The organism is Herbiconiux sp. UC225_62 (assembly GCF_042694625.1).
Lineage (GTDB): Bacteria > Actinomycetota > Actinomycetes > Actinomycetales > Microbacteriaceae > Herbiconiux.
On sequence record NZ_CP170551.1, the window covers coordinates 3,982,695 to 4,008,918 of the forward strand.

A 26,224-nucleotide genomic window follows, 5' to 3' on the forward strand; every position below is an offset into this window, starting at 1 on the left:
GATGCGGACATCCGTGCATCGTGTCTACATTTGTTGAGGCAGATCGAGGACGTCTAGGTCTGTACGGGCCGGTTTCGCCCGGGCGGTGTCCCCAACACTGCTGCGAGCCGGTAGCGTTCCCCGCCAGGCGATTCCCCAATAATCGCCTGGCGGGGAGTTTCGACTTTCGGGTCGAACTCCGGACGACTGGTTTCAGCCTACGCCCAGTCGGTTTCGCGCGGGTCGGTGGCGTGCCGAGGCGGGATCACGTCCACGTCGTCGTGCAAAGCGACCATCCCGTGGCCCACGTCAGCTCAGGAGCACGTCTGCAACCGCGACACCGCCGAGGTGAGCGACGCGGGTCCACCGATCAGCGTGACCTTGGTGACCCCCCACGACTGCAAGGCGTCGAGGGCGGATGCCGGCACGCAGTCCCCGTGCACCACGAGCAGTGGAGCAGACCGCACGGCGGCGAGCACCCCTCCGGCCAATGCATCGGGGAAGTTACTGCCCGTCGCCAGGAAGGCCTCGCTCGCCGAAGCGAAGTACGTCGTGTTGATCGCCGTCGAAGCTTCGAAGCGATCCGCCCCGCCGATCCGGGTGACATGATCAGCACCGTACTTCGTCTTCAGCTGCGTCTCGATGGCCGGAGAAACCGAGTTCGGGCCACCGGTGATGGTGACGTCGGTCACCCCGCGCGAGTCGAGCAGATCGAGCGTCGGCTGGTCGACGGATGCGTTCGACCCCGGAATCAGCACCACCGGCGCATCCAGGCTGGCCGCTGCGCTCGTCGCACTGAGCGCGTCCGGGAAGTTGGCGCCGGTCGCGATGAACGCGGTCGTCGCGTGGTCGAACTGCCCTGTCACGATGTTGCGCGACGCCTCGTATCGGTCGGCGCCGCCCTGGCGGTCCACGGTCGGAGCCATTCCCTGGAGTTGCGAGAACACCGCCGGCGAGACCGAGTTCGGACCGCCGACCACCACGATCCGCTGCGGCCCGAGGAACTCGATCTCCGCCTTCACGGCCGCCGGCAGCTCGGTCGGAGCCGTCAGCAGCAGCGGCCCACCCGCCGACGCTGCCGCCGCACCTGCACCGAGGGCATCGGGGTAGTTGAGACCCGTGGCCACGTACACGACGGGTGCTCCGCTCGGGAAAGCCTGCTTCGCGATCTCGACCGCGTTCGAGAAGCGATCCGGGGCTTGGATACGTGCGGTCTCCGCGATCGTCAACGGATCGTTGAGCAGGAGATAGCTGATCGCCTGAGCCCCGGCCCAGATCCGGTAGGAGCCCGGTGTGATGCCGTTGGGCAGGTTCACCTGGCCGGAGATCGCTCCGCTCGCGTCGGCGGTGAGGGCACGGAGCAGGACCGCCGGTGCGGTCTCGGAGTGCAGGGCGACCGCGACGGTCTCACCCGCCACGTAGCCGGCCGCCTTCACGGTCACCGTTCCCCCGGCGACGGCCGCTCCGGGCGCCGACAGTCCGAGCGAGGGCACCCCGTTGATCGGCTCGCCGCCGTCGGAGACGAGCAGGTAGCGGTCGATCATGCCCGACACGACCACGTTCAGCTCGTCGGTGCTCGTCCACCCCGCGGGCACCGTCACCTCGGCCGTCACGGCCCCCTCGCCATCGGCGGCGACCTCGACGGGCGCCGCACCGGCCGCGCTCAGGTCTCCTCCGCCAGGGCCGTAGAACTTCGTCGCGTTGAGGATCGACACCGTCGTGCCCTCCCCGGGGTGGAAGCCGAGTGCATTGATCCGCACCTTCGCGCCCGTCGTCACACTGCCCGGCGTGTACCAGGTCCACGCCGTGGCGCTGTGGTAGATGCTCGGCTGCGGGAGGGTGCTCACGGTGAGCCGGAAGGTCAGCGTGTTCGTCGCGCCACCCCCGCTGGGAGCGCAGGTGAGCACGAGATCGCCCCGCTCGGCGAAGCCGTTGCCGAGCGGCAGCGGCTTGTTCTGCGCATCGACGAAGGCCAACCCGCGCGTGATCCAGTACCCGTCACCGAAGCCCTGCACCGGAATCGTCGTCGGGCCGGCCGAACCGTTGAACACCGCCGACTGGATGCTCTCGCATCCGCTGTCGCCGACGAACGAGGCCCAGACCGTCTCGCCGGGCTTGATCCACGAAGAGCTGAGGTACACCCCGTCGGGCACCGGCGACGGCGCTGGATCGGCACGGGCGGGCCCGCTCGCCATCACGGCAGCCGAGGCGACGAGCGCCACGACCGAGGATGCTGCCCAGAAACGATGACGTACGCGCATTACTCCCCCGTCCGACACCACCCCCGAGGCGAGTCCTCGACCACTCTTCCAGACGGCCGGAGCGCACCGGCATCCCCAACGCGGGGGGCGCGGACTCAGACGCCGTAGAACAGCCGCTCGAAGACCGTGCGAGCCCGCCGCGTCACACCGAGGTAGTCCTCCTCGAGCTGCGTGGCCGAGCCCGGCGGGTACTCCATGAGCCGCGCCACACCCTCGAGCTGCCGGCGGTCGGCGGGCAGCACGTCGGAGGTCTTGTTGGTCCACAGCGTCATCGCCGAGCGCGCGCGGGAGGCGAAGATCCAGGCGTCGTGGAGCTTGCGCGCGTCGTCGTGGTTGATGAGCGAGGCATCCTCGGCCGCGGACAGGGCCGCCAGCGTGGAGGTCGTGCGGAGGGCCGGCAGCTGCGCGGCGTGCTGCAGCTGGAGTAGCTGCACGTACCACTCGACATCGGAGAGCGAACCACGCCCGAGCTTCAGGTGCCGGGCCGGATCGGCGCCCTGCGGCAACCGCTCCTTCTCCACCCGCGCCTTGATGCGCTTCACCTCGCGGATCTCGGTCTCCGAGATCGCCCGCGGATACCGCACGGTGTCGGCCAGCGCGTGGAACGACTCGATCAGCGCACGATCTCCCGCCACACCGTTCGCGCGGAGCAGGGCCTGCGCCTCCCAGGTGAGCGACCAACGCTCGTAGTACGCGGCGTAGGAGTCGAGCGAGCGCACGGCCGGGCCGTTCTTGCCCTCGGGGCGCAGGTCGATGTCGAGGTCGAGTGGCAGCCGCGCATCCTCCGTGAGCCGCACCAGCTCGTTCACGATGAACTGCGCGACGGATTGCGCGGTGGGCTTGTCGACGCGCACCGGCCGGTAGACGTAGAGCACATCGGCATCCGACCCGAATCCCAGCTCCCCGCCGCCGTACCGGCCCATGCCGATGATCGCGAACTCGATCCCGTCGCCGTTCACGAGCGCCGCGGATTGCCGGATGACGCTGAGCGTGCCCTCGAGGTGCACCGTGGTGATGTCGGTGAGGCCGCGGCCCAGTTCCTCGACGGTCACGATGCCGAGGATCGAGGCGATCGCGAGCCTCAGCACCTCGCGGCGCCGCAGGGTCCGCAATGCCATGGCCGCGGCATCCGGTGTGTCATGGCGGGCCACGATGGCCCGGGTCTCGTCTTCGAGCACGGCCATTCCCCGCGGTCGCAGCTCCTCGTCGTTCTCGAGCCAGGCGGCGGCCTCCGGGATGCGCTCGAGCAGCTCCCCCACGAACCGGGAGCCCGAGAGCACCTGCGTGAGCCGGGCGGCCGCGCCCGAGGAGTCACGAAGCATGCGGAGGAACCAGTAGCTCTCGCCCAGCGTGTCGGAGAGCCGGCGGAACGCGAGCAAACCGTAGTCGGGATCGGGGCCGTTCGCGAACCACTGCAGCATCACGGGCAGCAGGGTGCGCTGGATGGCCGCGCGCCGCGAGACGCCCGAGGTCATCGCCGCGATGTGGGCGAGGGCGCCGGCCGGGTTCTGGAATCCGATGGCGGCGAGCCGTGCCTCTGCTTGTGCGCTGGTGAGCGCCTGTTCGTCGGGCGAGAGGGCCGCGACGGCGGCCAGCAGGGGCCGGTAGAACAGACGCTCGTGCAGGTTCCGCACCCGCACCTTGATGTCGGTCCAGCGGGCGATCAGTTCGTCGGCGCTGGTGGCCAGGCCACTGCCGCGGGCGAGCACCCGCTGCTCCGCCTCGTCACGGGGCATCAGGTGGGTGCGGCTGAGGTGGCGCAGCTGCATCCGGTGCTCCAGCAGGCGCAGGATGCGGTAGTCCTGAGCGAACTCCACCGACTCCACCCGCCCGATGTAGCCACCCTCCGCCAGGGCCGCCAGTGCGGGCAGCGTGCCGCGCTGGCGCACGCTCTCGTCGACCTGGCCGTGCACGAGCTGCAGCAGCTGCACGGTGAACTCGATGTCGCGCAGGCCGCCGGGTCCGAGCTTCAGCTGGTACTCGACGTCGTCGGGCTTGATGTGCTCGGTCACGCGCTCGCGCATCCGCTGCACCGACTCGACGAAGTTCTCGCGCGAGGCGCTCGACCAGACCTTCGGCGCCACCAGGCGGGTGTAGTCCTCGCCGAGGGCGGCGTCGCCGGCGAGCGGTCGCGCCTTGAGAAGGGCCTGGAACTCCCAGTTCTTGGCCCAGCGGTCGTAGTAGGCCGCGTGCGACTCGAGCGAGCGCACCAGGGCCCCGGCCTTGCCCTCGGGTCGCAGGTTCGGATCGACCTCCCAGAGGCCGGGTTCGAGTCCGGTCTCACCGATGCCGCGCATCGTCACCATGGCGAGGCGGGTGCCGATCTCCACCGCGGTGGAGGTCGGCAGCTCCTTCTCGGGCGTGGTCGATCCCTCGGCCACGAAGATCACGTCGACGTCGCTGACGTAGTTCAGCTCCGCGGCGCCCGCCTTGCCCATGCCGATGATGGCGAAGCGGGTGGCTCGCACGTCGTCGAGCGGGAAATACCAGAGCCCGTGCCCCTTGGTCGACACCTGCGACCGCGCGACGGCCAGAGACGCCTCGAGGGCGCCGGCGGCCAGATCGGCCAGGGCCCGCGCGATGGTGTCGATCCCCGCGACCGGGTTCGACTGCTCCAGGTCGTAGGCCGTCACCAGCGCCAACAACACGCGATACCGGATGCGCAACGCCGTCCAGGCATCCTCCCCCAGCACCGTGGAGAAGCCGTCCACCGCTCCGACCGAGGCGAGCAGCTCGCGTTTGGCGCCCTCCTCGTCGAGCAGTTCGAGGGTCGGAGTTCCGAGCACGGGCAGCTGCTCCGGATGCCGCGCGAAGAAGTCGGTCAGACCCTCCGACGCCCCGAACACCCGGATGACGCGCTGCCGGGCGATCGGGTCGTGCAGAGCCTCCATCATGATCGACGGGGCTCGCTGCAGCATCCGCTTCACGCCGTTCAGAGCGAGGTCGGGATCGGCGGCCAGCGAGAACGCGGGCAGCAGCTCGTCGAGGCCGAGCTCGGCCTCCGACGCCAGTGCGCGCAACTCCTCGCCGGCCCAGCCGAGTCGGGCAAAACCCACTCGGGCGAGATCGGTGAGGGTGGTTGCGGAACGAGGCATCAGTGCGTCAGAGGGCGAGGCCTCTTCTACAGTATTTCGAGGTTGGACTCGAGCTCGTACGGCGTGACCTGGGCGCGGTACGCCTTCCACTCCTGCCGCTTGTTGAGCAGCACGTAGTTGAACACCTGCTCGCCGAGCGTCTCGGCCACCAGCTCCGACTCTTCCATCAGGCTGATGGCGCGGTCGAGCGAGGCCGGCAGCGGGTCGTAGCCGAGGGCTTTGCGCTCCGCGTCGGTGAGGCTCCACACGTTGTCTTCCGCCTCGGGCGGCAACTCGTAGTTCTCCTCGATGCCCTTGAGACCGGCCGCCAGCAGCAGCGAGTACGACAGGTAGGGGTTCGCCGCCGAGTCGATGGCGCGGTACTCGATGCGCGACGACTGGCCCTTGTTGGGCTTGTAGAGCGGCACGCGCACGAGCGCCGAACGGTTGTTGTGGCCCCAGCAGACGAAGCTCGGGGCCTCGTCGCCGCCCCAGAGGCGCTTGTAGGAGTTCACGAACTGGTTCGTGACGGCGGTGATCTCCGGGGCGTGGCGCAGCAGACCCGCGATGAAGTTGCGGCCGATCTTCGACAGCTGGTACTCGGCGCCGGCCTCGTAGAAGGCGTTGGCGTCGCCCTCGAAGAGCGAGAGGTGGGTGTGCATGCCCGATCCCGGATGCCCGGAGAGCGGCTTCGGCATGAACGTGGCGTAGACGCCCTGCTCGATCGCCACCTCCTTGATCACCGTGCGGAAGGTCATGATGTTGTCGGCCGTGGTGAGCGCATCCGCGTAGCGCAGGTCGATCTCGTTCTGCCCGGGGCCGGCCTCGTGGTGGCTGAACTCCACCGAGATGCCGAGGTCTTCGAGCATCCGCACCGAACGGCGACGGAAGTCGTGCGCGGTGCCACCGGGCACGTTGTCGAAGTAGCCGGCGGAGTCGACCGGCTCCGGGCCGTCGGGCCCGTACTGCGACGACTTCAGCAGGTAGAACTCGATCTCCGGATGCGTGTAGAAGGTGAAGCCGCGATCGGCCGCCTTCGCGAGGGTGCGCTTCAGCACGTTGCGCGGGTCGGCCACGGCGGGCTGCCCGTCGGGCGTGGTGATGTCGCAGAACATGCGCGCGGTGGGGTCGATCTCACCCCGCCAAGGCAGGATCTGGAAGGTGGTGGGGTCGGGATGCGCGAGCACGTCGGCCTCGAACGAGCGGGTCAGTCCTTCGATGGCCGAACCGTCGAATCCGAGTCCTTCGGCGAAGGCGCCCTCGACCTCGGCCGGAGCGATGGCGACGGATTTCAGGGTTCCCACGACGTCTGTGAACCACAGTCGCACGAACTTGATGCCTCGTTCTTCAATTGTGCGAAGAACGAAGTCCCGTTGCTTATCCATCGGCGGAACAAACCCTCTCTCCGGCATCGGTTCATGCCCCTATTAGGCTAGTGGCTATGCCGAGACTTCGCTTAGCGTTGGCCCAAACGAACCCTGTTCTGGGGGACCTCGACGGGAACGCCCGCTCCATCATCGACACCGTGCGCGATGCCTCGGCGAAGGGGGCCGACCTGGTGGCCTTCGGCGAGATGGCGATCTCCGGCTACCCCATCGAAGACCTCGCGATGCGACCGAGCTTCCTGGCCGCGGCGCACGAGCGGGTACACGCCCTGGCCCGCGAGCTGGCCGAGGCGGGGCTCGGCGACATCCCGGTGATCGTGGGTCATCCCGACGGTCCCTTCGAGCCGCGCCTCCTCGGCACCTCGAACGCGCCCACCGCCATCGCGCAGAACGCCGCCAGCGTGCTGCAGGGCGGCAAGGTCGTCGCCCGGTACGCCAAACACCATCTACCCAACTACTCGGTCTTCGACGAGTACCGCATCTTCATCCCCGGCGACGAGTTGCTCGTGCTGCGCATCCGCGACATCGACGTGGCCCTCATCATCTGCGAAGACCTGTGGCGCGACGGTGGCCCCGTCGGGAGGGTGCTGCACGCCGACGCCGGACTGCTCGTCGTGATCAACGGATCGCCCTACGAGCGCGACAAAGACGAGGTGCGTCTGCCCCTGGTCACCCGGCGCGCCATCGAGACCGACACCATCGTGGCCTACGTCAACCTCGTGGGCGGCCAGGACGACCTGGTCTTCGACGGCGACAGCGTCGTGGTCGGCAGCGACGGAGCGATCCTCGCCCGGGCGCCGCAGTTCGTGGAACACCTGCTCGTCGTCGACCTCGATCCGGAGGCGGCGACGGATGCGCAACTCCCCGACGACGTGCGTCGCGTCGAGCTCTCCCCCGGAACGCCGTCGAACGAGAAGCCCGACATCCCAGCCGAGATCGCGGAACTCCCCGACGACCGCGAGCAGATCTGGAACGCGCTGGTGCTGGCGCTGCGCGACTACGTCGAGAAGAACCACTTCCCCTCCGTCATCCTGGGGTTGTCGGGCGGCATCGACTCGGCGGTCTGTGCCGCGATCGCCGCGGACGCCATCGGGCCCGACCGCGTCTTCGGCGTGTCGATGCCCTCGCGCTATTCCTCGGGCCATTCGCGGTCGGATGCCGACGACCTGGCCGACCGCATCGGCCTGCACTTCCGAACCGAGCCCATCGCCGACCTCGTGCTGCCCTTCGAGGTGCAGCTCGGGCTGACCGATGTCGCGGCCGAGAACCTGCAGGCGCGCGCCCGAGGCGTGATCCTGATGGGGTTGTCGAACCAGGAGGGGCACCTCGTGCTCACCACGGGTAACAAGAGCGAGCTGGCGGTCGGGTACTCGACGATCTACGGCGACTCGGTCGGCGGCTTCGGGCCGCTGAAAGACGTGCCGAAGATGCTGGTGTGGGAGCTGGCGCGCTGGCGCAACGCGCACGCTGCCGAGCGCGGCGAGACTCCCCCGATCCCCGAGAACTCGATCTCCAAGCCGCCGTCGGCGGAGCTCCGGCCCGACCAGACCGATCAGGACTCGCTGCCCGAGTACGACGTGCTCGACGCCATCCTCGAGGCCTACATCAACGGCGGCTTGAGCATCTCCGACATCGTGGAGCTCGGGTTCGACCGGCCGACGGTCGAGCGCATCACCCAGCTCGTCGACCGGGCCGAGTGGAAGCGCCGCCAGAGCGCCATCGGCCCGAAGATCTCTCGAACCGCCTTCGGTCGCGACCGCCGCCTCCCGATCACGTATCGCCCCACCGCGGTCTGACCCGACATCGAGTCGCCAAGACACGCCGCAACGCCCCACTCCATTGCGGCGTGTCTTGGCGATTCGGCGCGAGCGGTTCAGCTGGGGAGGACGGCGATCCAGACGAACCAGATGATCATCGCGAGCCAGACCAGGGTGGCGCCGGCTGCGAGAGCGGCGCTCGCACGGCCGCCGAGGCGCCAGACCGGGATGATGCCGAGGAAGCCGACCCCGAGCAGGATACCGAGCCAGGGGACGATGGTGGGCACCCCGGCGAGCGGGAACGCCGGCGTCGCGATCATCGCCGACGAGACCGTGAGCCAGAGCGCGAGGAGGAAGACGGCTCCGGTCACCGGCGCGATACCGCTCGCGATCATCAGTCCGAACGGCTCGTGGCGCAGGATCTGCACCAGCACCGCGATCAGCCAGCCCACCAGCCAGAGCCCCGCGAACACCGCGAAGATGAGCGGGATGGTCAGCTGGAAGAGGTCTTTCTGATCCACCGCCGCCACCACCGAGGCGAAGCGGGACGTCGGATGCACGGAGTCGGCCGAGAGGATCGGGAACGCATCCACCTGATCGGTGCAGGTCGTCTCCACCGCCGTGCCGGGCGCGGCCAGCCAGGTGGCGAGTTGATCCATGCCACAGGCATCCGCCGTGACTCCGGCGCGACCGGTCGACTGGAGCACGACGAGCTGGTTCGACGAGAAGGCGGGCTGGCCCGACTGGGCCGCCCCGACCGAGATCAGCGGATCGGTGTCGCTCGCGAAGATCAGGGTCGGCTGCGCGACCGGCGGCGGTGCCCGGTATTCCGCGGGCTCCGGCACGAGTCCGAGTGACCCACAGATCTCGTCGGCGGCCGTGAGGTAGGTGAGCACCGGAAGCGGGGTCGGATCGGTGTCCTCGGCGCCCTCCGCCGCGGGGACGGTGGGGTCGGCACTCCAGAACGGCTGCTCGTCGCGGCACGATTCCACCCAGTACTGCCCGAGGCTGGTGCGGGTGAGATGCGACATGGCGTCCGGGATGAACGGGTTGATGGCATCCGTCTCGCCGTCGGCCAGGCGCGAGAGCAGGTAGGGCACCGCCGCCGCGGTGGCGGGGTCGTAGAGGGCCTGCTGCACGATGGTGACGACATCCGAACCGGTGAGTGAGTAGTAGCGCTGCTTGCCGGTGACGGGGTTCGTCATCAGGCCGTGCACCGGGTCGTCGCTGAACACGGTGGCCGCGGCGGTGAGGTCGGCGTTCAGGTCGGGATACTCACCCCCGGAACGCTCCGACAACCGCGAGAGGGTGTCCGACAGCGCGAGGTACGCGTCGCCCTTCAGATCGCGGTCGACGGGGCTGAAGGAGTTCAGCACCAGGGCGTCGACACCGGCGGAGTCGCGGTTCGCCACGAGTTGCATCACCTTCGTCGACCAGGAGTCGCCGAACAGGGTCCAGGCCGGGTACTGCAGCATCTGCCGCAGCTCGATGATGTCGTTGGCCGTCTCGGACTTCGTATAGCCCTGCACGTCGCCGCCGTCTTCGGCGAACGCCGTGAGGCAGTTCTTCATGGCGAGGCCGACATCCGCCATCTCGTCGGCGGGCGACTCCTCTTCAGTGAAAGTGTCGACGTAGGCCGAGGTGGCGGCCGGGCAGTCCAGCGGCGCGCTCGACTCGGTGCTGCCGCGTTGGGCCAGCACCACGACGTCCCTCGTGCCTCCGATGCGCGGATCGGCGGCGAGGGCCTCGGCGACCTCGGTCGACGATTGACCAGGGCCCCCGGCCATCGTGATGATCGGGGTTCCGGCGGCGGGCTGCGTGGAAGCCGGAATCACCACGTACGGCAGCTCAATGGCCCGGGATGCCGGGTTGCCGCGGTTCTCCGGAACGGAGAGGTCTCCGCAGACCGCGGTGTCCGGGAGACCGGCCTCACAGCTGCGCTCGGCGATCGTCGCCGCTTCTGCGGCGGGCGCCTGTCCCGCGATCAACGACGCCGCGACGGCGGCCCCCAGCACGAGCTGCGCAATAGTTCGACGGCCCACGTCTCCCTTTCGACTTGGGTTCACGATTCACGCATTCGGGTTACGTAAGCCATAACCTAACGCATCAGTGGGGGGATGCCGCGGAACTAGACTGATGACATGCCAGAGCAGTCATCGCCCGCTGAGAAAGCGGTCATCAAGCGCGTGCGCACCCGTCATTTCCAGAACGCGAAGGAGACGGGCATCCTGATCACCGGGCTCACCAGCTACGACCAGCTCTCGGCGCAGATCTTCGACGAAGCGGGCATCGACTTCCTCCTCGTGGGAGATTCGGCCGGTAACAACGTGCTCGGCTACGACACGACTCTGCCGGTCACGGTCGACGACCTGATCCCGCTGGCCCGCGCCGTCGCGGGTGCGGTGAAGCGTGCGTTCGTCGTCGCCGACATGCCCTTCGGGTCCTACGAGAACAGCGCCGAGGAAGCCCTGAACACCGCCGTGCGGTTCATGAAGGAGACCGGCGCCCACGCCGTGAAACTCGAGGGCGGCGTGCGCAGTGCCGACAAGATCCGGCGCATCGTCGACGCCGGCATCCCGGTCATGGCGCACATCGGATTCACCCCGCAGAGCGAGCACGGGCTGGGTGGCCACATCATCCAGGGCCGCGGCGAGGGCGAGGAGCAGTTGGTGGCCGACGCCCTGGCCGTCGAGGAGGCGGGCGCGTTCGCCGTGGTGCTCGAGATGGTGCCCGCGGTCGCGGCGAAGCGCGTCACCGAAGCTCTGCGCATCCCCACCATCGGGGTCGGTGCCGGGCCCGACGTCGACGGGCAGCTGCTCGTCTGGACCGACTTCGCCGGATTCTCCACCGGACGCATCCCGAAATTCGTGAAACAGTACGCCGATCTGCGCGGCGCGCTCACCACCGCCGTGCTCCAGTACCGCGAAGAAGTGGCCGACCGCAGCTACCCTGGGCCCGAGCACAGCTACGACTGACGCTGCTCGAGCAAGAAGACGAGAACGACGAGTACGACGAGACCCACGGCAACGGAGGAATGATGAGCGAAGACCCCTCGACCCAGTATTGGTACAACATGAAGACCGGCGAGGTCGAGAAGGGCTACGTGTCGTCGGTCGTCGACCGCGTCGGGCCGTTCGAGACCCACGAAGAGGCCGAGCACGCGCTCGAGAAGCTCCGCGCCAACAGCGCGAAGTGGGCCGAAGACGACGCAGCCGACAACAAGTGACCCCGGTCCGACTGGAGACGAACAGATGACCGAGAACATGCCCGACACCGTCGCCGTCGGAATCGACATCGGCGGCACCGGGATCAAGGGCGCGATCGTCGACGTCACGACCGGCGAGCTCCTCACCGACCGCAAGAAGTTCGCCACGCCCGAGGGCGGCAAGCCCGACGACATCGCGAAGACGGTTAGCGATCTGGTGGAGTCACTGGGCGACATCCCCGCCTCGGCGTCGGTCGGCATCTGCTTCCCCGCGGTGGTCAGACACGGTGTCACGATGTCGGCCGCCAACGTCTCCAAGAAGTGGATCGGCTTCGAGGCCGAGAAGCTCTTCGAGAGCGTGCTCGGCCGCGACATCACCTTCGTGAACGACGCGGATGCCGCCGGCTTCGCCGAGGTGCACTACGGCTCCGCCAAAGGCAAGGGCGGGCTGATCATGATGACGACGCTCGGCACCGGTATCGGCAGCGCGATCATCTACGACGGCGTGCTCATCCCGAACGCGGAGCTCGGGCACCTCGAGATCGAGGGCGTCGACTACGAGACCAAGGCGGCCTATTCGGCCAAGGAGCGCGAAGACCTCAGCTGGAAGAAGTGGGCCGAGCGCCTGCAGACGTACTACTCCACGCTCGAGCGCCTCTTCTCGCCCGACCTGTTCATCGTGGGCGGCGGCGTCTCGAAGAGCTACGAGGAGTTCCTCCCGCTGCTGCACCTGAACACGCCGATCATCCCGGCGGCGCTCCGCAACAACGCGGGCATCCTCGGGGCGGCGTGCCTGTCGACCATGAAGACGACCTTCCTGGAGTAGCCACACAACGGAAGCCGGCGACGGCGTGCCGTAGGCTGGTCCACGTGAATGGGCCGGCAGACGGTCGCGTCGCCGCATCCGCGCTTCCGGGCCGGGTGCGGTGCCGAGGAACGTCCGGGCTCCACAGAGCAGGGCGGTGGGTAACACCCACCCGGGGCAACCCGCGAGACAGTGCCACAGAAAGTAGACCGCCTCAGGCTTCGGCCTGCGGTAAGGGTGAAACGGTGGTGTAAGAGACCACCAGAGGCTGCGGTGACGCAGTCGGCTCGGTAAACCTCGCCCGGAGCAAGGTCAGACAGGAAGCGTTAACGCTGCTCGCTCAGCTTCCGGGTAGACCGCTGGAGGGCTGCGGCAACGTAGTCCCGAGATAGATGGCCGTCAGGGAGTTCGCTCCCCCACAGAACCCGGCGTATCGCCGGCCCATTCACGCTAGAGGCCCGACTCCTCGGTGCGGATGAGGATGCAGTTGCTGTCGGGGTCGAGGACGACGTCGTCGGGGGCGGCGGAGCGGATGGCGGCGAGGTCGGTGCCGTTCAGGGCGACGTTGCTGCCGAGCGAGACGCCGCCGCGCAAGAGGGCGGCGCCGATGCCGTAGCGTTCCCGCTGGCGCTCGTAGAGGGCGAGAAGCTCGGCGCCGACGCCCGCCGCGATGGCGGAGCGTTCCGATTGCGCGACGGCGAGCTGGGCGGCGATCCGCTCCTTCTGCTCGTCGCGTTGGGCGGCGAGCAGCCGCTCCTCGGTGGCGATGTCGTCGCGGCGGGCCGTGATCGCGGCGAGACGCAATTCGATCTCCTCGACCCGCTCCATGACCTCGAGCTCGATGTCCTCGAGGTTCGAGCGGCGCACCTTCAGCGAAGCCAGCTCGTGCTCGAGGCCCTGGATGTCCTTCGTCGAGGCACTCGCCTGGAGTCGCTCGCGGTCGCGCTTCTCACGCGCCGCCACCGTCTCGATGTCGGCCTCGACGCGGCTGATCTCGACCCGTGCGTCCTCGAGCTCGCCGTTGACGCCGCCGAACTCCTGCCGGGCGGCGATGGAGTCACGCTGCAACTCCGCCAGCCGCGCCTCCTGCGGGAGGGTGCGCAGGGAGTGGTTCAGCTGCGAGATGCGGTTGTCGGCAGCTTGCAGGTCGAGGAGCTTGCGCTGTTCGAGGGCCGGAGCCTTCATCGGGGTTCCTTCGTGGTCAGGTCGGGGTGTCGGTTCATCGGGCGAGTCATTGCGTGATGACGAAATCCCAAGGGTCGGTGCGGAGATCGCTCACGATGAACTCGACCTCCGGGAGGGCTTCGGCGAGTTGCCGGGCCGCGGTCTCCAGCCACAGCCACTCGCTCGCCCAGTGCGAGACGTCGATGAGCGCGGGCCCGGAACCGAGCAGCGACTGCTCCCGCGATTCGGACGCGGGATGGTGACGCAGGTCGGCGGTGATGTACACGTCGGACGCCCGCACCGCCGGGTTGGCGAGCAGCGAGTCGCCGGCGCCCCCGCAGAGGGCGACGGTCGAGACCGTCTGTTCGAACTCGCCCGAGACACGCACGCCGCCGGCGGTGGCCGGCAGGATCTCGCCGAGCGCGAGCGCCAGCCGTCCGAGAGTGGTGGGCTCGGACATCCGCCCCACCCGTCCGATGCCGGTACCGGGGCGGGCGCCCGGTTCGATCGGCCGCTGCTCGATCAGACCGAGTCGGGCGGCGAGAACGGAGGAGGTCCCGTCGTCGACGATGTCGGCGTTCGTGTGAGCCGCCACGAGCGAGCAGCGCGACCGGATGAGCTTCGCCAGGAGCGCCCCCTTGTACCCGGTCTCGGCGATGGAGGTGACACCCCGCAGGAGAAGCGGATGATGCACCAGCAGCACGTCGGCACCCGTTCCGACCGCCTGTTCCACCGTCGCCGCCACGGCATCGACCGCGAGCAGCACTCGATCGACCCGATCGTCGGGGGCCCCGCTCAGCAGACCCGGCGCATCCCAGGACTCGGCGAACTCACTCGGCCACAGTCTCTCGACCGTGGCGTTGAACTCGGAGAGCGTGGTGGGCATCTCCCCAGACTACTGGCCGAGCGCGGCCCGTGTCGGGGCCGACTCAGACCGGCAGGCCGACGATCGCGGCGGTCACCGCCCAGAGCGCGTGCTGCAGTGCGACATCGTCGGCCGCGCGGGCGACGGCGCCGTTCGGGCGGAGGCGGTCGAAGTAGACGCCGCTGACGGCCGGAACGGGCGAATCGGCGGCGAGGGCGATGAGCGGGGCGGCCCCGACCTCAGCGGTACTCCCCCAGCGACCCCCGGTCACCGCTGTGCCGAAGCGGATGAGGGGCGAGCTCGCGCCGAAATTGGTGACGATGGCTCCGGGATGCACGGCATAGGCATCGATGCCGGGCACCCCCTCGCGGGCCGCCGTGCGACGCGCCAGCTCGCGCACGAACAGCACAACGGCGAGCTTCGCCGTGCCGTAGGCCCGCCAGCCGCCGCGCCACGGGCGGGCGGTGAAGTCGAAGTCGGTCAGGTCGAGCCGCCCCCAGCGATTCGCCATGCTCGAGGTCGAGACGATACGGGCTGTGCCGCCCCGGCGCGCCGACTCCTCGAGCCGCGGGAGGAGCATCCGGGTCAGCAGGTACGGCGAGAGGTAGTTCGACTGGATGGTGGCCTCGTGCCCGTCGACCGTGTCGGTGCGGGTGGAGACGAGCCCGCCGGCGTTGTTGAGCAGCACGTCGATGGCCTCGTAGCGCTGCGACAGGGCGGAGGCCAATTCCCGCACCTCGTCGAAGCGGGTGAAGTCGGCCACGAACGCGGTGCCGCCGAGGCTCTCGGCCACGGCCCGGGTGCGCTCGGGATTACGGCCCACGACGGCCACCTGGTCGCCGCGCTCGGCGAGCCGTGCCGCGGCCACCGCCCCGATGCCCGAGCTCGCTCCGGTGATGACGACGACGCGCGGCCCGTTCTCAGTCATGCCGCAACGCTACTCCCGCCGCGAGCCACGTCATGACGACGCAGGCTCCCCCGGAACGTCGACGGGATCGATCTCCACCGTGAGCGCGCGATGGTCGGAGAGGCCGTCGGGCGACAGGGTGAGTGACCGCAGTGCATATTCCCGGGGAACGAGGAAGTAGTCGTTCGCCTGGTTCGACCCCGCGAACGAGACGTAGTGCTTCGTCTCGGAGCTCAGCACGTAGTCGTCGCGCCACCGCCGCGCACGCCCCTCGAGGTGGTCGATGTTGAAGTCGCCGCCCACGATCCGCTTCTCGCCCCGGGCCTTCAGGATGCCGAGCACCTCGTCGAGCTGGTGGAGCGCGAAGTCGTCGCGCACCGACAAGTGCACGTTCGCGAGGCGCCACACGGTGCCGGCACCGGCATCCACGTCGAAGAACTGCACCAGCCGGTTGTGGGGGTCTCCCTCCTCGTGCAGCAGGATGAGCGTCTCACTCTGCGTCACCGGGAGCCGGCTGAGCACGGCGAGGCCCTCGCGGTAGGCGCCCTGGGGGCTCGACTGGAGCCGGCTCACGCTGGAGTGCCGGAAGGGGAAGCCGAGCTGATCGTTCAACTGGTCGAGCTGCGTGAACGGCGAGACGTCGGGCAGGTAGACGACTTCCTGGAGCATGACGACATCGGGCCGCTCCGCCTGCAGATAGGCGACGACGAGGGGCAGACGCTCCGGCCAGTCGAAGAAGCCCCGCAGATTCAGACTGACGATCTTCATGGGTCTCCTGCGCCGCGTGAGTGGGCCCTACCGGGCTCGAACCGATGACATCCACGGTGTAAACGTGGCGCTCTACCAACTGAGCTAAAGGCCCCTACGCGCCTGGCTGCACGAGGGCGCAGACGCGTGAAAAGCATACAGGCTTAGACTTCGCACGTGACCACCATGAAACAGGAGCAGGCCCAAGCCGAACACCGCTGGCCTGCCGCCATCGGGGTGCTGGTCATCCTCGTCAGCTATGCGCTGCTACCACCCGACTTCTTCGGGGTCCTCCGCTACGGCGTCGTGGTGCTGTGCGTCGGACTGTTGGCGGCCGTCATCGTCATCAACCCACATCGGATGGTGCGGCAGACCGCGTGGTCGAGGCGGCTCGGCGTGGTGCTCGCGCTGACCATCGGCATCACCAACCAGGCGCTGCTGGTCGTCCTCGTGCAACTGCTGGTGGCCAACACCGAAGACGGGCCGACCGTGCTCCTGGCGGCCTTCCAGGTCTGGCTCACCAACGTGATCGGGTTCGCCCTGCTCTATTGGGAGCTGGATCGCGGCGGCCCGGTCGTGCGCACTCAACGCAAGCGCTCGGAGATCCCGCCGGCGGACTTCCGCTTTCCGCAGGACGAAGACCACGACGCCAGCCCGGAAGTGGCCGCGCACTCCTCGAAGACGAGCGACTGGCTGCCCGGATTCGTCGACTACCTGTACTTCTCCGGGTCCGACTCCATGGCGTTCAGCCCGACGGATGTCATGCCCCTCACCCACCGCGCGAAGCTGCTGATGGGACTAGAGGCCTTCGCGGGCTTCGTGCTGCTGGCTCTGGTGATCGCGCGCGGCGTCAGCCTTCTCGGCTGACGGGGAGACTCAGACCCGCGCGGGGGCCAGGTCTTCGAGGGCGGCGCGATAGGCCGCGATCGAGCGAGCCTCGCCGGGGGCGGTGATGAAGGAGGCGCGGATGATGCGGTTCTGATCGATGAGGAAGGTGGCGCGGTTCGCGAACCCCTTCTCCTCGAGGAAGACTCCGTAGTCCTTCGCCACGTCGCCGTGCGGCCAGAAGTCGGCCACGAGCGTGAAGTCGTACCCCTCCTTCTCGGCCCAGGCGCGGAGCGTGGCCTTGGAGTCGACGGAGATGCCGATCAGCTCGACGTTCGCGTCTTTGAACAGGGAGATGTTGTCTTCGAGGGTGCACAGCTCGCTGGTGCACACTCCGGAGAAGGCGAGCGGGAAGAAGACGAGTGCAACGGGCTTCTTGCCCTGGAACTGACTCAGGCGGATGCGCTCACCGTACTGATTGGGGAGTTCGAAATCGGGGGCCAGAGTGTCGTTCTCCAAAGCCATGATGGCTTCCTTTCCACCGCCGGGGCGTCTCACCGGCAAAAGCGCCCCCATCTTAGCTCCGGTCCGGTGTTCCACCAAACGACGACGGCCCGCGGGCGCGCTGCGCTCCCGTTTAAACTCACTAGGCTGTTCTGTGGCGTTCCGCACCACATCCCGGCGCGGGCGTCCGACACGAAACGATCTGTAATCAACAGAAAGGTCGACGGTGACTGTCAACGACCAGGACCCTTACTCGGCGGGACACATCGATTCCGATCCCGACGAGACCGCCGAGTGGAACGAATCGCTCGACGCACTCGTCGAAGCCCGCGGCCACGGCCGAGCGCGCGACATCATGCTCAGCCTGCTGAAGCGATCGAAAGAACTCCACCTCGGCGTGCCGATGGTGCCGACGACCGACTACATCAACACCATCGCTCCCGAGAACGAGCCCGAGTTCCCGGGCGACGAGTCGCTCGAGCGCAAGTACCGTGCCTGGATCCGGTGGAACGCCGCGATGCTCGTGCACCGCGCCCAGCGCCCCGGCATCGCGGTCGGCGGACACATCTCGACCTACGCGTCGAGCGCCGCCCTCTACGAGGTGGGGTTCAACCACTTCTTCCGCGGCCAGGACCACCCGGGCGGCGGCGACCAGATCTTCATCCAGGGCCACGCCTCCCCCGGCACCTACGCCCGCGCCTACCTCGAGGGCCGTCTCGACGCCAACCAGCTCGACGGCTTCCGCCAGGAGAAGTCGCACGCCGGCGGTGGCCTCAGCTCCTACCCGCACCCGCGGCTCATGCCCGAGTTCTGGCAGTTCCCCACCGTCTCGATGGGTCTCGGCCCGATCAACGCGATCTACCAGGCCCAGCTCAACAAGTACCTCACCAACCGCGGCATCAAGGATGCGTCCGACCAGCAGGTCTGGGCCTTCCTCGGCGACGGCGAGATGGACGAGGTGGAGAGCCGCGGCCAACTGCAGGTGGCCGCGAACGACGGCCTCGACAACCTCAACTTCGTCATCAACTGCAACCTCCAGCGCCTCGACGGCCCGGTGCGTGGCAACGGCAAGATCATCCAGGAACTCGAGAGCTTCTTCCGCGGTGCCGGTTGGAACGTCATCAAGGTCATCTGGGGCCGCGAGTGGGACGACCTGCTCGCCCGCGACACCGACGGCGCACTCCTGAACCTCATGAACACGGTTCCGGACGGCGACTTCCAGACCTACAAGGCCGAGTCGGGCGCCTACGTGCGCGAGAACTTCTTCGGCCGCGACCCGCGCGCCCTCGAACTCGTCAAGGACTACTCCGACGACGACATCTGGAACCTCAAGCGCGGCGGTCACGACTACCGCAAGGTCTACGCGGCGTTCAAGGCGGCCAGCGAGCACAAGGGCCAGCCCACCGTCATCCTGGCGCACACGATCAAGGGCTACGGCCTGGGTCCGGCGTTCGAGGGTCGCAACGCGACCCACCAGATGAAGAAGATGACGCTCGACAACCTCAAGACCTTCCGCGACCAGATGCACATCCCGGTCACGGATGCGCAGCTCGAGGAGAACCCCTACCTCCCGCCGTACTACAAGCCGGCCGAGGGCGACGAGGCGATCGAGTACATGCATGAGCGTCGCCGCGCGCTCGGCGGCTACCTGCCCGAGCGCCGCACCAAGCACACCGCCATCACGCTGCCCGACGACTCGGCGTACCAGACCCTCAAGAAGGGCTCCGGTCACCAGGAGATCGCCACCACCATGGCTTTCGTGCGTCTACTGAAGGACCTCACCCGCTCGAAGGACTTCGGCAACCGTGTGGTGCCGATCATCCCCGACGAGGCGCGCACCTTCGGCATGGACGCCTTCTTCCCGTCGAACAAGATCTACAACCCCAAGGGCCAGACCTACACCTCGGTCGACCGGGAGCTCCTCCTGGCCTACAAGGAGAGCCCGCAGGGTCAGATCATCCACGTCGGCATCAACGAGGCCGGCGCACTGGCCTCGTTCACCGCGGTCGGAACGTCGTACTCGACGCAGGGCGAACCCCTCATCCCGATCTACGTGTTCTACTCGATGTTCGGCTTCCAGCGCACCGGCGACGCCCTGTGGGCGGCCGGCGACCAGATGGCGCGCGGCTTCGTGATCGGCGCCACCGCCGGTCGCACGACGCTCACCGGCGAGGGCCTCCAGCACGCCGACGGCCACTCCCTGCTGCTCGCCTCCACGAACCCGGCGGTCGTCAGCTACGACCCCGCGTACGGCTACGAGCTCAACCACATCGTGCGGGCCGGTCTCGACCGCATGTACGGCGGCACGCATCCCGACCCCAACGTCATGTTCTACCTCACGGTCTACAACGAGCCGCACGTGCAGCCGGCCGAGCCCGAGGGACTCGACGTCGAGGGCGTGGTGCGCGGCATCTACCGACTCAAGGGCGGCACGATCGAGGGCCCGAAGGCCCAGATCCTCTCCTCCGGCGTCGCGGTGCCGTGGGCGCTCGAGGCGCAGGAGCTGCTCGCGAACGACTGGGGCGTGTCGGCGGATGTCTGGTCGGTCACCTCGTGGACCGAGCTCCGCCGCGACGGCCTGAAGGCCGAGGAGCACAACTTCCTGCACCCGACCGAGGAGCGCCACGTGCCCTACCTCACCCGCAAGCTGCAGGATGCGCCCGGACCGTTCGTCGCGGTCACCGACTACATGCACGCGGTGTCGGACCAGATCCGCCAGTTCGTGCCCGGTGAATTCGCCACCCTCGGCGCCGACGACTTCGGCTTCTCCGACACGCGTCCGGCCGCTCGCCGCTACTTCAAGATCGACGGCCCGTCGGTCGTGGTGCGCGTGCTCGAGCAGCTCGCGGCGCGCGGCGAGGTCGACCAGAACGCTCCGAGCTGGGCGATCGAGAAGTACCGCCTCTACGACGTGACTGCCGGCACCTCCGGCACGGCGGGCGGCGAGAGCTGATCCGAGTCCGATGACGTTTCGATTGATCGCGGTCGGGGGTGAGGATGCCCAAGACTAAGGCCCAGACCCTGGCATGGCTCCGCACCATCTCCGGTGAGCTCTCGACCGCGACGATCAAGCGTCTCGACCAGACGCTGCCCTGGTACGGCGACATGCCGCCGGGGCGGCGTTCGGCCGTGGGCCTGGTGGCGCAGGCCGGCATCAAGTCGTTCATCCAGTGGTACGACGACCCCACCACCACGACGTGGATCGCCGCCGACGTCTTCGGCTCGGCGCCTCGCGAACTGCTCCGCTCGGTCAGCCTGCAGCAGACCCTCCAGCTGATCCGCGTAGTCGTGGAGGTGGTCGAAGAACGCGTGGCCGGAGCGGATGCGTCGCTCCGCGAAGCCATCCTGCTCTACTCCCGCGAGATCGCGTTCGCCGCCGCGGATGTCTACGCCCGCGCCGCCGAGGCCCGCGGCCTCTGGGACGCGCGGCTCGAAGCGCTCGTGGTCGACAGCATCCTGAGCGGTGAATACGACGACGAGCTGCCCAGCCGGATCGCGGCGCTCGGTTGGCACGGTCACGGCGAGGTCAGCGTGCTCGTGGGCACCACCCCTCGGCAGCTCGACGTGGACCAGCTGCGCCGCACCGCCCGTCACCTCAACGCCGACCTGCTGATCGGGGTGCAGGGCGGCCGGCTCGTGCTCGTGATCGGGCGCGCGCATCCGGTCAACGGCAACCCACTGGAGCAGGGCGTCGATGGATCGACGGATGTCTCGGCAGCGACATCCCCGTCCCCCCTGCCCGAGAACGGCGGCCTGCTCGACGATTCGCCGACGAACGGCACCGAACCGGTGCTCTCCTTCCTCGACATCGCGAAGCAGCTCGAACCGGGCTTCGGCCCGGGATACCTGGTGCTCGGACACGAGGTGCCGAGCCTCGTGGAGGCCTCCCGGAGCGCCAAGGCCGCCCTCGCCGGCTTCGCCGTGGCCCGCGCCTGGCGCAACGCCCCCCGGCCGATGCTCGCCGACGACCTGCTGCCCGAACGCGCGCTCGCCGGCGATCCGCTCGCCCGCTCGACCCTGGTCAACCGGGTCTATCGCCCGCTCCAGGACCAGTCGCCCGAGCTCATGACCACGCTCTGGTGCTACCTCGACAACGGGCGCTCGCTCGAAGCGACCGCCCGCGAGCTCTTCGTCCACCCGAACACCGTGCGCTATCGCCTGAAGCGCGTCACCCAGGTGATCGGCTGGGATGCCACGGGCGCCCGCGAGGCGCTGATCCTGCAGTCGGCACTCATCCTGGGCTCGATGAACGACCACGAACCGCCTGGGCAGCGACGCTGAGCGCTCGCTCTTGTCGAGCGTCGACAACGAATCGGACAATCTCTTGACTCTGCCCACCACAGCCATCGACCGAACTCTTGGGAGACTGAAGCAATGATCGTCGTCGTTTGTCCCGGGCAAGGCTCGCAGACCCCTGGCTTCCTCGAGCCGTGGATCGCCGACCCCGCGTACCGCACCACTCTCGAGGAGCTCGGCGAAGCCGCCGAGGTCGACCTCGTGACCCACGGCACCGTCAGCGACGCCGACACCATCCGCGACACCGCGGTGGCGCAGCCGCTCATCGTGGCGGCCGGCCTGCTCACCCTGAGCGCGCTCTTCGCCGACGGTCGCCGCGAGAAGATCGGCGGCATCGCGGGCCACTCGGTGGGCGAGATCACCGCAGCGGTGGGAGCCGACATCCTGAGCCCGGCGGAGGCGATGCTGTTCGTCGGCGAACGCGGTCGCGCGATGGCCGAGGCGGCGGCCATCACCGAGACCGGGATGAGCGCCGTCGTCGGAGGCGACGAGACCGAGCTGCTCGCCCTCTTCGACGAGGTGGGCGTGCTGCCCGCGAACTACAACGGCGGCGGCCAGATCGTGGTGGCCGGGCCGCCGGCCGCGCTGGCCCTGCTCGCCGAGCGCGCTCCTCGCGGCGTGCGCGTCATCCCCCTGCAGGTGGCCGGTGCCTTCCACACCCACTACATGGACTCTGCGGTGGCCCACTTGGCCGAGGTGGCTCAGACGCTCGAACCCGTCGACCCGACGCTCACCATCTGGACCAACAACGACGGTTCGGTGGTCGAGAGCGGTGATCGCTTCCTGGAGCTGCTGGTCGCCCAGGTCTCGTCGCCCGTGCGCTGGGACCGCGACATGGCGGCCTTCGCGGCCGCTGGGGTCACCGGCATCATCGAGGTCGCCCCGGCGGGCGCCCTCACCGGCCTCGCCAAGCGCGGCCTCAAGGGCGTGCCCGCGGTCGCGGTGAAGACCCCCGACGACCTCGCCGCCGCCTTCGACCTCATCGACCAGGCCGCCTGAGCGACCGTTCCCGACATCCCTACGCACGGAAGGCATCGCCGAAGCGCCATGACCCACGCCCCCTTGAAGCAGGCCACCGGCCCGCAGTTCACCCGCATCTACGCGATCGGCGCCGCCCGAGGAGACCTCTCGGTGCCGAACGACGACCTGGTGGGCCCGATCGACTCCTCCGACGAGTGGATCCGCCAGCGCACCGGCATCGTCGAGCGCAAGCGCGCCTCGCACGACGTCTTCGCGGTGGATCTGGCGGAGGCCGCGGCCAAGGAGGCCATCGAGGGCGCCGGCATCGTGCCCTCGCAGATCGGCGCCATCCTCGTCTCCACCATCAGCAACCCCGTGATCACGCCGTCGCTCGCCACCCAGGTGGCCGAGCGGATCGACGCACCGTTCGCGGCCGCCTACGACATCAGCGCGGCCTGTGCCGGGTACGCCTACGGCATCGGCCAGGCCGACTCGCTCATCCGCTCGGGCATGGCGGAGTACGTACTCGTGATCGGCGCCGAGAAGCTCTCCGAGTACGTCAGCCCCACCGATCGCTCCATCTCGTTCCTCCTCGGCGACGGCGCGGGGGCGGCGGTCGTGGGCCCCAGCGACTTCGCGGGGATCTCCCCCACCGTCTGGGGCTCGGATGCCACGAAGCGCGACGAGATCCACATGACCGGCACGAGCATCCAGTTCCGTGACCAGGAGACCGAGTGGCCGACGCTCTGGCAGAACGGCCAGGTCGTGTTCCGCTGGGCGGTGTGGGAGATGGTGAAGGTGGCCAAGCAGGCGCTCGAGGCGGCCGGCGTGACCGTCGACGACCTCGCCGCGTTCATCCCGCACCAGGCCAACATGCGCATCATCGACGAGTTCGCGAAGCAGCTCAAGCTGCCGGACACCGTCGCGATCGGCCGCGACATCGAGACCACCGGCAACACCTCGGCCGCCTCGATCCCCCTCGCCACCCACCGACTGCTGGCCGAGAACCCCTCGCTCTCGGGCGGGCTCGCCCTGCAGATCGGCTTCGGCGCGGGCCTCGTGTACGGCGCCCAGGTCGTGGTGCTGCCTTAGACATCCCTCTGGCCTGACTAAACTAAGTCTCGGTCAAACGACACCCCAAGGAGAGAACAATGGCATTGTCCACCGAAGAAGTACTGGCCGGACTGGCTGAGCTCATCAACGACGAGACCGGCATCGCGACCGACACTGTCGAGCTGGACAAGTCCTTCACCGACGACCTCGACATCGACTCCATCTCGATGATGACGATCGTCGTCAACGCCGAAGAGAAGTTCGACGTGAAGATCCCCGACGAAGAGGTCAAGAACCTCAAGACCGTCGGCGACGCGGTGACCTTCATCGTCGCAGCACAGGGCTAGCCCCACCTCACACGCGGCTGGTCGGCAGGATCGCGGCCCTAGCGCACCTGATCCTGTCGGCCGAACTGCGCCATCCCGGCGCGCACTGGACTGACCACCCACAGAAAGTTTTGCCATGAGCACCAAGAAGATCGTCGTCACCGGCATCGGGGCCACGAGCCCCCTGGGCGGCACCGCCGTCGACAGCTGGAAGAACCTGCTCGCCGGAGAGTCGGGCGCCACCACCCTCGAGCAGGAGTGGGTGGCCGGGCTCGAACTGCCGGTGACCTTCGCGGCTCAGGCTCGCGTTCCCGCGAGCGAGGTGCTCGAGCGCATCGAGACCAAGCGGCTCGACCCGGGCAGCCAGTTCGCGCTGATCGCGGCGCGAGAGGCCTGGGCGGATGCCGGCGCTCCCGACGTGGTGCCGGAGCGCTTCGGTGTCGACTGGGCCACCGGTATCGGCGGCGTCTGGACGCTGCTGGATGCGTGGGACACGCTGCGCGAGCGCGGCCCGCGTCGCGTGCTGCCGATGACGGTTCCGATGCTCATGCCCAACGGCCCCGCCGCGGCCATCGAGATGGCGCTCGGCGCCCGGGCGGGAGCCCGCACGGTGGTCTCGGCCTGCGCGTCGAGCACCGAGTCGATCGTGAACGCCTACGACCACCTGCAGGCCGGCTACGCCGACATCATCATCGCGGGCGGCTCCGAGGCGGCCATCCACCCGCTGCCGATCGCGTCGTTCGCGGCCATGCAGGCCCTCTCCAAGCGCAACGACGACCCGGCCACCGCCTCCCGTCCCTACGACCTCACCCGTGACGGCTTCGTGCTCGGCGAGGGCGGTGCGGCGCTCGTACTCGAGACCGAGGAGCACGCGCTCGCCCGTGGCGCCAAGATCTACGCCGAGCTGCTGGGCGGCGCCGTCACGAGCGACGCGTACCACATCACCGCTCCCGACCCCGAGGGATCGGCGGCGGCGCGCGCCATGATCGCGGCCGTGGCGAACTCGGGCTACTCGCTCGACGACGTGGCCCACATCAACGCGCACGCCACCTCGACGCCCGTCGGCGACATCGCCGAGTACAAGGCGCTGCTGCACGTGTTCGGCGATCGGCTGCACGACATCCCCGTCTCGGCCACGAAGGCCTCCACGGGCCACCTCCTGGGTGGCGCGGGCGGTATCGAGGCGATCTTCACGGTGCTGGCCCTGCACGACCGGCTGGCTCCGCCCACGATCAATCTCTCGGAGCAGGACCCGGAGATCCCCCTCGACGTGGTGCGCGAGCCGCGAGCCCTGCCCGCCGGTGACGTCGTGGCCATCTCGAACTCCTTCGGCTTCGGCGGGCACAACGCCGTCGTGGCGTTCAAGACGGCGTAGCACGCCCTCTCCGCGCCCGGCCGGCCGGAGGCCGGTCAGGCGCTCATTGCTCGCGCCGCCGCTTCTGCGGCGCGAGGCGACATGTTCGCGTGCGGTCGGAGGGCCCGGCCTGCGGTCGAGCCCTCCGGCCACGCGCTCACCTTGGGTCGACTAAGCACGGCCCGCAGCTTTCAATCGCGTGAGCAGTCCCTGGTTATCCCACCCCGCGGTGCAGGTAGATGACCGGAGACATGTCGGAGGCGTAGCGGAAGGGCTCGAGCTCGTCGTCCCAGGCCTGGCCGAGGGCGAGGCGGAGCTCGCGGTGCAGATCGAGGGCGTTGGTGCCCGCCGATTCCATGGCGTTGCGGATGCGGTCCTCGGGGATGACGGTGTTGCCCGCGTTGTCGACCTGGGCGTAGAAGATGCCGAGGTCGGGCGTGTGCATCCAGCGACCGCCGTCGGTGCCGTCACTCGCGTCCTCGGTGACCTCGTAGCGCAGGTGCTCCCAGCCGCGCAGCGCCGAGGCGATGGCCGCGCCGGTGCCGGGCGCGCCTTCCCAGAAGAAGTCCGCCCGCTGCGATCCGCGCAAGACCGGCTGGTCGATCCAGTCGAAGTTCACTGCACGACCGATAGCGCGACCTGCGGCCCACTCGATGTGGGGGCAGAGCGCGCGAGGAGCGGAGTGGACGTAGACCACCCCGCGAGCAACGGTTGCCGCCATTTTTCTCTCCATTCGTGAGGTACGTCTTCCCCAACG

At 68.7% G+C, this 26,224-nt stretch carries 21 protein-coding genes, 1 tRNA gene and 1 other RNA gene; 12 read left to right on the top strand and 11 right to left on the bottom strand.

Annotation, left to right across the window (positions count from 1 at the left end):
• Positions 1-293: 293 nt before the first annotated feature.
• From ACFJGU_RS19425 to ACFJGU_RS19435, 3 genes are all read right to left on the bottom strand, one after another.
• Positions 294-2,240, bottom strand: coding sequence for a cell wall-binding repeat-containing protein (locus tag ACFJGU_RS19425; RefSeq protein WP_382305791.1), 1,947 nt, complete (start codon positions 2,238-2,240; stop codon positions 294-296).
• A 95-nt stretch (positions 2,241-2,335) separates the two neighbouring features.
• Complete coding sequence (locus ACFJGU_RS19430) at positions 2,336-5,335, bottom strand: bifunctional [glutamine synthetase] adenylyltransferase/[glutamine synthetase]-adenylyl-L-tyrosine phosphorylase (RefSeq protein ID WP_382305793.1); 3,000 nt, start codon at positions 5,333-5,335, stop codon at positions 2,336-2,338.
• Between the two features lie 26 nt (positions 5,336-5,361).
• Complete coding sequence (locus ACFJGU_RS19435; protein ID WP_092552591.1) at positions 5,362-6,699, bottom strand: glutamine synthetase family protein; 1,338 nt, start codon at positions 6,697-6,699, stop codon at positions 5,362-5,364.
• Between the two features lie 56 nt (positions 6,700-6,755).
• Here ACFJGU_RS19435 and ACFJGU_RS19440 point away from each other — a divergent pair, with 56 nt between their 5' ends.
• Positions 6,756-8,495 carry an NAD+ synthase gene (locus tag ACFJGU_RS19440; RefSeq protein WP_382305795.1) on the top strand — a complete coding sequence of 580 codons (1,740 nt, stop codon included), beginning with the start codon at positions 6,756-6,758 and terminating at the stop codon, positions 8,493-8,495.
• Between the two features lie 77 nt (positions 8,496-8,572).
• Here ACFJGU_RS19440 and ACFJGU_RS19445 read toward each other — a convergent pair whose 3' ends face one another.
• Positions 8,573-10,522 carry a hypothetical protein gene (locus ACFJGU_RS19445; protein WP_382305797.1) on the bottom strand — a complete coding sequence of 650 codons (1,950 nt, stop codon included), beginning with the start codon at positions 10,520-10,522 and terminating at the stop codon, positions 8,573-8,575.
• 75 nt (positions 10,523-10,597) lie between these two features.
• Here ACFJGU_RS19445 and panB point away from each other — a divergent pair, with 75 nt between their 5' ends.
• From panB to rnpB, 4 genes are all read left to right on the top strand, one after another.
• Positions 10,598-11,431 (top strand): 3-methyl-2-oxobutanoate hydroxymethyltransferase, encoded by an 834-nt coding sequence (gene panB / locus ACFJGU_RS19450; protein ID WP_382305799.1) that lies wholly within the window; start codon positions 10,598-10,600, stop codon positions 11,429-11,431.
• Positions 11,432-11,493: 62 nt separating this feature from the next.
• On the top strand, positions 11,494-11,682 hold the full coding sequence (locus ACFJGU_RS19455; RefSeq protein ID WP_382305801.1) for an SPOR domain-containing protein: 189 nt from the start codon (positions 11,494-11,496) through the stop codon (positions 11,680-11,682).
• 25 nt (positions 11,683-11,707) lie between these two features.
• Positions 11,708-12,487, top strand: a complete 780-nt coding sequence (gene ppgK / locus ACFJGU_RS19460; RefSeq protein ID WP_382305803.1) for a polyphosphate--glucose phosphotransferase — start codon at positions 11,708-11,710, stop codon at positions 12,485-12,487.
• A gap of 48 nt (positions 12,488-12,535) precedes the next feature.
• Positions 12,536-12,915: RNase P RNA component class A (gene rnpB / locus ACFJGU_RS19465), an RNA gene on the top strand.
• A 1-nt stretch (position 12,916) separates the two neighbouring features.
• On the opposite strand, the gene ACFJGU_RS19470 is transcribed toward rnpB, so the two are convergent.
• The 5 genes from ACFJGU_RS19470 to ACFJGU_RS19490 form a co-directional block, all read right to left on the bottom strand.
• Positions 12,917-13,651 carry a zinc ribbon domain-containing protein gene (locus ACFJGU_RS19470; protein WP_382305805.1) on the bottom strand — a complete coding sequence of 245 codons (735 nt, stop codon included), beginning with the start codon at positions 13,649-13,651 and terminating at the stop codon, positions 12,917-12,919.
• Between the two features lie 46 nt (positions 13,652-13,697).
• On the bottom strand, positions 13,698-14,516 hold the full coding sequence (locus ACFJGU_RS19475) for a Nif3-like dinuclear metal center hexameric protein (protein WP_382305807.1): 819 nt from the start codon (positions 14,514-14,516) through the stop codon (positions 13,698-13,700).
• Between the two features lie 43 nt (positions 14,517-14,559).
• Positions 14,560-15,423, bottom strand: a complete 864-nt coding sequence (locus ACFJGU_RS19480; RefSeq protein ID WP_382305809.1) for an SDR family NAD(P)-dependent oxidoreductase — start codon at positions 15,421-15,423, stop codon at positions 14,560-14,562.
• A 30-nt stretch (positions 15,424-15,453) separates the two neighbouring features.
• Entirely contained in the window at positions 15,454-16,170 is a 717-nt protein-coding gene (locus tag ACFJGU_RS19485; RefSeq protein ID WP_382305811.1) for an endonuclease/exonuclease/phosphatase family protein, read from the bottom strand.
• Between the two features lie 21 nt (positions 16,171-16,191).
• Positions 16,192-16,264, bottom strand: a tRNA-Val gene (locus tag ACFJGU_RS19490).
• A gap of 71 nt (positions 16,265-16,335) precedes the next feature.
• Here ACFJGU_RS19490 and ACFJGU_RS19495 point away from each other — a divergent pair.
• Positions 16,336-17,016, top strand: a complete 681-nt coding sequence (locus tag ACFJGU_RS19495; RefSeq protein ID WP_382310449.1) for a hypothetical protein — start codon at positions 16,336-16,338, stop codon at positions 17,014-17,016.
• Between the two features lie 9 nt (positions 17,017-17,025).
• Here ACFJGU_RS19495 and ACFJGU_RS19500 read toward each other — a convergent pair whose 3' ends face one another.
• A complete protein-coding gene (locus ACFJGU_RS19500; RefSeq protein WP_382305813.1) occupies positions 17,026-17,499 on the bottom strand; it encodes a peroxiredoxin in 474 nt (157 codons plus the stop codon).
• A 205-nt stretch (positions 17,500-17,704) separates the two neighbouring features.
• Between ACFJGU_RS19500 and aceE the strand changes: the two genes are divergently transcribed.
• The 6 genes from aceE (at position 17,705) to ACFJGU_RS19530 (ending at position 25,488) form a co-directional block, all read left to right on the top strand.
• Positions 17,705-20,431: a pyruvate dehydrogenase (acetyl-transferring), homodimeric type gene (gene aceE, locus ACFJGU_RS19505; protein WP_382305815.1), complete on the top strand. Its 2,727-nt coding sequence runs from the start codon at positions 17,705-17,707 to the stop codon at positions 20,429-20,431.
• 44 nt (positions 20,432-20,475) lie between these two features.
• Positions 20,476-21,759 carry a PucR family transcriptional regulator gene (locus ACFJGU_RS19510; protein ID WP_382305817.1) on the top strand — a complete coding sequence of 428 codons (1,284 nt, stop codon included), beginning with the start codon at positions 20,476-20,478 and terminating at the stop codon, positions 21,757-21,759.
• Between the two features lie 93 nt (positions 21,760-21,852).
• Complete coding sequence (locus tag ACFJGU_RS19515; protein ID WP_382305819.1) at positions 21,853-22,773, top strand: ACP S-malonyltransferase; 921 nt, start codon at positions 21,853-21,855, stop codon at positions 22,771-22,773.
• A 48-nt stretch (positions 22,774-22,821) separates the two neighbouring features.
• On the top strand, positions 22,822-23,826 hold the full coding sequence (locus ACFJGU_RS19520; protein ID WP_382305821.1) for a beta-ketoacyl-ACP synthase III: 1,005 nt from the start codon (positions 22,822-22,824) through the stop codon (positions 23,824-23,826).
• 59 nt (positions 23,827-23,885) lie between these two features.
• Positions 23,886-24,134 (top strand): acyl carrier protein, encoded by a 249-nt coding sequence (locus tag ACFJGU_RS19525; RefSeq protein WP_066038612.1) that lies wholly within the window; start codon positions 23,886-23,888, stop codon positions 24,132-24,134.
• 115 nt (positions 24,135-24,249) lie between these two features.
• Entirely contained in the window at positions 24,250-25,488 is a 1,239-nt protein-coding gene (locus tag ACFJGU_RS19530) for a beta-ketoacyl-[acyl-carrier-protein] synthase family protein (protein WP_382305824.1), read from the top strand.
• A 193-nt stretch (positions 25,489-25,681) separates the two neighbouring features.
• On the opposite strand, the gene ACFJGU_RS19535 is transcribed toward ACFJGU_RS19530, so the two are convergent.
• Positions 25,682-26,188, bottom strand: a complete 507-nt coding sequence (locus tag ACFJGU_RS19535; RefSeq protein WP_382305826.1) for a DUF3145 domain-containing protein — start codon at positions 26,186-26,188, stop codon at positions 25,682-25,684.
• Positions 26,189-26,224 lie beyond the last annotated feature (36 nt).

Bases quoted from the DNA above. Each gene is read 5' to 3' on its own strand.
- ACFJGU_RS19510 (WP_382305817.1), top strand. From the start codon at position 20,476: ATGCCCAAGACTAAGGCCCAGACCCTGGCATGGCTCCGCACCATCTCC.
- ACFJGU_RS19440 (WP_382305795.1), top strand. From the start codon at position 6,756: ATGCCGAGACTTCGCTTAGCGTTGGCCCAAACGAACCCTGTTCTGGGG.
- ACFJGU_RS19480 (WP_382305809.1), bottom strand. From the start codon at position 15,423: ATGACTGAGAACGGGCCGCGCGTCGTCGTCATCACCGGAGCGAGCTCG.
- ACFJGU_RS19515 (WP_382305819.1), top strand. From the start codon at position 21,853: ATGATCGTCGTCGTTTGTCCCGGGCAAGGCTCGCAGACCCCTGGCTTC.
- ACFJGU_RS19455 (WP_382305801.1), top strand. From the start codon at position 11,494: ATGAGCGAAGACCCCTCGACCCAGTATTGGTACAACATGAAGACCGGC.
- ACFJGU_RS19525 (WP_066038612.1), top strand. From the start codon at position 23,886: ATGGCATTGTCCACCGAAGAAGTACTGGCCGGACTGGCTGAGCTCATC.
- ACFJGU_RS19520 (WP_382305821.1), top strand. From the start codon at position 22,822: ATGACCCACGCCCCCTTGAAGCAGGCCACCGGCCCGCAGTTCACCCGC.
- ACFJGU_RS19475 (WP_382305807.1), bottom strand. From the start codon at position 14,516: ATGCCCACCACGCTCTCCGAGTTCAACGCCACGGTCGAGAGACTGTGG.
- ACFJGU_RS19535 (WP_382305826.1), bottom strand. From the start codon at position 26,188: ATGGCGGCAACCGTTGCTCGCGGGGTGGTCTACGTCCACTCCGCTCCT.
- ACFJGU_RS19530 (WP_382305824.1), top strand. From the start codon at position 24,250: ATGAGCACCAAGAAGATCGTCGTCACCGGCATCGGGGCCACGAGCCCC.
- ACFJGU_RS19430 (WP_382305793.1), bottom strand. From the start codon at position 5,335: ATGCCTCGTTCCGCAACCACCCTCACCGATCTCGCCCGAGTGGGTTTT.
- panB (WP_382305799.1), top strand. From the start codon at position 10,598: ATGCCAGAGCAGTCATCGCCCGCTGAGAAAGCGGTCATCAAGCGCGTG.
- ACFJGU_RS19425 (WP_382305791.1), bottom strand. From the start codon at position 2,240: ATGCGCGTACGTCATCGTTTCTGGGCAGCATCCTCGGTCGTGGCGCTC.
- ACFJGU_RS19500 (WP_382305813.1), bottom strand. From the start codon at position 17,499: ATGGCTTTGGAGAACGACACTCTGGCCCCCGATTTCGAACTCCCCAAT.
- ppgK (WP_382305803.1), top strand. From the start codon at position 11,708: ATGACCGAGAACATGCCCGACACCGTCGCCGTCGGAATCGACATCGGC.
- ACFJGU_RS19495 (WP_382310449.1), top strand. From the start codon at position 16,336: ATGAAACAGGAGCAGGCCCAAGCCGAACACCGCTGGCCTGCCGCCATC.
- ACFJGU_RS19435 (WP_092552591.1), bottom strand. From the start codon at position 6,699: ATGGATAAGCAACGGGACTTCGTTCTTCGCACAATTGAAGAACGAGGC.
- ACFJGU_RS19470 (WP_382305805.1), bottom strand. From the start codon at position 13,651: ATGAAGGCTCCGGCCCTCGAACAGCGCAAGCTCCTCGACCTGCAAGCT.
- ACFJGU_RS19485 (WP_382305811.1), bottom strand. From the start codon at position 16,170: ATGAAGATCGTCAGTCTGAATCTGCGGGGCTTCTTCGACTGGCCGGAG.